Annotated in this window: 5 protein-coding genes; 1 reads left to right on the forward strand and 4 read right to left on the reverse strand. The window is 25.3% G+C overall.

Translation table 11 applies throughout. The features are described 5' to 3' along the window. Positions 1-117 precede the first annotated feature (117 nt). The 4 genes from HUJ77_RS12675 to HUJ77_RS12690 all read right to left on the reverse strand — a co-directional run bounded on the left by HUJ77_RS12675 (position 118) and on the right by HUJ77_RS12690 (position 3,907). Positions 118-489 carry a hypothetical protein gene (locus HUJ77_RS12675; protein WP_291709186.1) on the reverse strand — a complete coding sequence of 124 codons (372 nt, stop codon included), beginning with the start codon at positions 487-489 and terminating at the stop codon, positions 118-120. 393 nt (positions 490-882) lie between these two features. Further along, a complete protein-coding gene (locus HUJ77_RS12680) occupies positions 883-2,277 on the reverse strand; it encodes a L,D-transpeptidase family protein (RefSeq protein WP_291709188.1) in 1,395 nt (464 codons plus the stop codon). A gap of 157 nt (positions 2,278-2,434) precedes the next feature. Next, positions 2,435-3,373, reverse strand: coding sequence for an L-lactate dehydrogenase (locus tag HUJ77_RS12685; RefSeq protein ID WP_291709190.1), 939 nt, complete (start codon positions 3,371-3,373; stop codon positions 2,435-2,437). Between the two features lie 150 nt (positions 3,374-3,523). Further along, on the reverse strand, positions 3,524-3,907 hold the full coding sequence (locus HUJ77_RS12690; protein WP_291709192.1) for a VOC family protein: 384 nt from the start codon (positions 3,905-3,907) through the stop codon (positions 3,524-3,526). Between the two features lie 159 nt (positions 3,908-4,066). On the opposite strand from HUJ77_RS12690, the gene HUJ77_RS12695 reads away from it, so the two are divergent. Further along, positions 4,067-4,699, forward strand: coding sequence for a hypothetical protein (locus HUJ77_RS12695; RefSeq protein ID WP_291709193.1), 633 nt, complete (start codon positions 4,067-4,069; stop codon positions 4,697-4,699). Positions 4,700-4,876: the final 177 nt, after the last annotated feature.

Below are 4,876 nucleotides of genomic sequence, written 5' to 3' on the forward strand. Positions count from 1 at the left end.
CATCCTTTTATAATTAAATATTTAAGTAAACTTCCTTTCTATATAAAAGTGAAGAAGCTATATAAAAATATTTCAAAATATTTTTATAATAACTTCTAAACTCAATGTAAAACTACTTTACATTACAAATGTAACAATAGCTGCTAAAATACCACCTATAAGTAAAGAAAAAGTACTAAGTGCAAAGGAAATGTTAATTTTCATATTTGATTTTTGCTTTTCCATTTTTGAAACTTCTAAATTTGCACTAGCTAAATATTGAGCATTATTTTGACCTAATCCTTGCAAAGATAATCCCATAGGATCTCCTGATATAGATGCAAAAATCCCAACAAAGATTAATATTAAACCTTCAATAAATAATACATTTTCAAAACTTTTATATTCTGTTACTTTTGTTATTATAAAACCTATTAATGCAGCTAATGCAAGCCAACCTGTTCCCCAAATTATTGATTTTAGTACTAAGGATATTCTTTCATCTTTCATATATATTCCCCTTTTTTACTATTTTAGCATTATTTTCCTATAAAATATATAATACCATTCATATTCGCAACAAATATGAACATTTATTTTTAGTTTTATTCCTTATTTAGTTTATCTACTTTATAACCTTCTATTTCTAACATTTTTTTAAAGATAATCCATACAAATAATTAAAGAATTACTTATTCCTATAAAATATTTCTTATCCTATTTTATATATTCTTTCGCCTTTTCCACATATATTCTCTCCACTTATAAATTTTTATTTTTTATTTGTAATACATATTATAATATTTATCATATCATTTACCGTATTAAAAAGTGCCAAATACTATATAAATATTTGGCACTTATTTTTATTATTTACTCATTTATCTTATTATACAATTTATTCTATTCTTCATAGCATATAACTGGAGTTCCCGCTTCTATATTTTCAAATATTTTTTTAGCTAAACTTAATGGCGAGTTTACACATCCATGAGTGCCATCACTTTGATATATATTATAACCAAAGGAGGATCTCCAACTGGCATCATGAATACCTATATTACCGTTAAAAGGCATCCAATAATTAACATTAGCTTCATAGCCTGGTCCCCTTAAAACTGCATTTTTCTGCTTATAATTAATCATATAGGTTCCAGTAAGTGTTGAATATCCCTTTCTGGGATCTCCTGTAACTACTCCACCTTCTGCTATAACTTTTCCTTCTTTATAAAACCACATATATTGCCTTGATATATTTATTTCAACGTAAGTATTTCCTACATCATCTTTATCCCTATATACAGCTTCTTGACTATAAATAGGCTCTTTTTCTATATTAGCACCTAATTTAATATATTCATTAAGCAGCTTTTTTTCTGCTGTGGAATTTATCTTCCATCCATAATAACCACCTTTTACTTCTACTGTTTTTCCCGTAGATGTCTTGAAGTTTCTAGTTATTCCAATTGTATTATATTTATTACAAAGAGATGTTATGTATTCGCTTAAAGCTTTTTCATCTAAAACAACATCTAAATTTTCATTAATAGATAGCCAATTTTTTATAGTATCAGCATCTAAAACTTCTTTATTTTCTCCAAATAAGTAAGTAACCTTTGTAGATACATATTTATTTAACAATTCTTCTGTTTCCATGGTTTTCTCAGAAACAGTTGTAAATAGAGGTTCTTCATAACAACCTTCTTCATTTACATTAAATTCTCTATTACCTTTATATATAGCTTCAATTAATAGTTCTTTAAATTTATCTTTATCTATTTTATTTCCATAAACCTCTGGTTCAATTACATAAATACCATCTAAATAATTAAATCCAACATTTACTGGATTCTCTATGTTCTTTGTTAAAATATCTAAACTATCAATTATTGAATCTAATTTTACTTTATCATATTCAATTAATCCTTCTATGAAATATTCCTTTTTATTAATTAAGGCACTACCCCACATAATTGAAATTTGTTGTTTTTTTATTTCACTTCTAATGTCCTTTTTATTAAAAACTATACCTATATCCTTTCCATTAATTGTTGCACTTCTTCCATCTCTACCTATTATCTTTATATTATATTCATTAATTGAATTATAAAAAGTTTCATTTGCTACATTATGATTTTTTAGAGATAAATCTACTCCATTTACCTTAGTATTAATAAAAAAATGATTAATAAAAAATACTGAAGAAAGTAAATACAATAAAGTTATTGAGCATAAAAAAATAAATATTTTTCCTAAAGCTTTATTTTTTAATAATCTATTTATATTTTCCCTAGTCATACACTTACCTTTCTAATAAAATATTAACTAATCTATAATATGTATAACTTTATTATTTTAAAACTTTTATAATAATTTATATAAATTAAAAATAGCCTATAACATGCTTTAATACCTGTTATAGACTACTCTTGATTTTTTATTTTTATATTAATATTTAATTTTCATTTATTCTATCTATATATTCTTTCATTAAACTAGCTGATGAAACAAATTTTTCTTTTTCTTCTTCAGAGAATTTAATATTTAATACCTTTTCTACTCCTTTTTTCCCAACTATTGTAGGAACGCTTAAATAAGTTTCATTTACTCCATAATAGTCATTTAATAAAGTGGAAACTGATAATATAGTTTTTTCATCCTTTATAAATGCTTCAACTATTCTTGTTAAAACAGCAGCCACTGAAAATGCTGTAGCACCTTTTCTATTAATAACTTCATAAGCAGCATTTTTTACATCATCAGCTATAACCTTTTCTGTTTCTTTATCCCATTCAATTAGTAGTTGTTCTGAGAAGTCCTTAATTGGAATATTCCCAATAGTTAAAGATGACCATGGAACAAATTCACTATCTCCATGTTCTCCAAGTACATATCCTTGAACTATTCTTCCATCTACTTCAAAATATTTGCCAAGCAAACTTCTAAGTCTAGTTGTATCTAATACTGTTCCAGAACCTATTACCCTTTCCTTTGGGAATCCTGATAGCTTATAAGTCATATAAGCTAATATATCTACTGGATTTGAAACAACTAAAAGTATTGCATTAGGGCTTAACTTAGCTAATGTTGGTACAAAACTTTTAAAAATTTTATAATTCTTATCTACTAAATCTAATCTAGTTTCTCCAGGCTTTTGAGCCACTCCTGCTGTAATTATAATAATATCAGAGTCCTTTGTATCTTCTAAGGATCCTAAAGTAACATTACAAGGGCTTGATAACGCACTTCCATGCATTAAATCAAGTACTTCACCTAAAGCTTTTTCTTGATTTATATCATTTATTACTATTTCCCTAGCAACTTCCTTTTGTAATAAGGCAAAGGCAGTAGTAGCTCCAATTGCTCCTGCACCAATAATTGATATTTTACTCATAAATATACACCTTCATCCTTTTTTAGAATTATTTTCTTTTATTTATTATATACTAATTAATAATAATTATCAATTCGATTTACTATTAACTAGTATATGTATATTTCTAAAAAAAAAATCTAGTAACTTTTACAAGTTACTAGATTAATATTACTTAGCTCTTATTACTTCTACTTTATATCCATCTGGATCTGTTACAAAGTAGTATGAAGGTTTAGTTCCAGGTAGACCTTTAAAAGGTGTTACTTCATATCCTAAAGCAACATGTTTTTCTCTCATTGCTTCTAAATCTTCTGCTTCTACTGCTATATGACTAAATCCATTTCCTATTTCATATGGTTTTTCAACATCATAATTATATGTTAATTCTATTTCATATCCGCCTTCTTCATTTGATAAATATACAAGGCTAAATTTATGTTCTGGAAAGTCTTTTCTTCTAGTTATAACTAAGCCTAAAGCTTCTTGATAAAATTTTAAAGACTTTTCTAAATCCATCACTCTTATACAAGTGTGTAACATCTTTACTGACATAACATTTCCTCCTAATGAAAATTTTTCTACTTTCATTATATTCATATTGAATAAATATATCAACCTTTAACTATATATTAATATTAATTTACTTTTATTTCTATTTATCGTAAAATTAAATAAATATCATTGTTATTATATATATTTTCGGAGGACATAATGAAAAAAAACAGCTTATTATTTATATTATTACTTATTTTATCTTTAAATTTAATTAGTTGCACAAATTTAAAAAATTCAAATAATGAAAATATGAATACTGCAGAAACTAAGCCTAAAGAAGAAATCCAAGAACCAGAACCAATAAAAGAATTTAAAGCTTTAGGAAAAAACTATACTTTTTCAAAAGACTTATCTCAAATAGAAATAGGAACTAATATTTATGATGATCAGCAATCCATACATTATACTTCAGGGGAGTATAAAGAAATTGATTTTATTAATGATTTATTATACTTATATCTTAATGAAGACTCTTTAGTTTATGATTATTTAATTTCATATAATCCTTCTATTGATAAAGGTTATACAAGCATAACTGAAGCAGATAAATCAAAGCTTATTAAAGATTTAAATTCATTAAGGACTCAAATGGAGCTATCTGAAGGTGAAGAAATGGTTGTAAGATTAGATAGAGTTACTTATGAAGGTAAGGATTCTAAAACTAATAGTGGGGAAACCTTTAAAATAAGAGTTGCCATCTCAAGAGTTGGTGCAACTGTAGTTCCTTGGAATTACTTTACTATTACAGTTTTCCAGGATGGAAATAATTTATTGGCACACTTATTCTAGTTATTTAATTAAATATAATAATAAAATCCAGTCTTTATGATACGTTATATATAATAATAAAAAAATCTGTTATATTTATGCAGATTTTTTTATTTTCCTTTTCAAATAAAGTAAATGAAATGTAAATAGTAAAAAAGTAATAATAGAAATAGAAAATCATATAATTAGGTAGGAAAT

It is taken from the genome of Clostridium sp. (assembly GCF_021443865.1).
In the GTDB taxonomy this organism is placed as follows: domain Bacteria; phylum Bacillota; class Clostridia; order Clostridiales; family Clostridiaceae; genus Clostridium.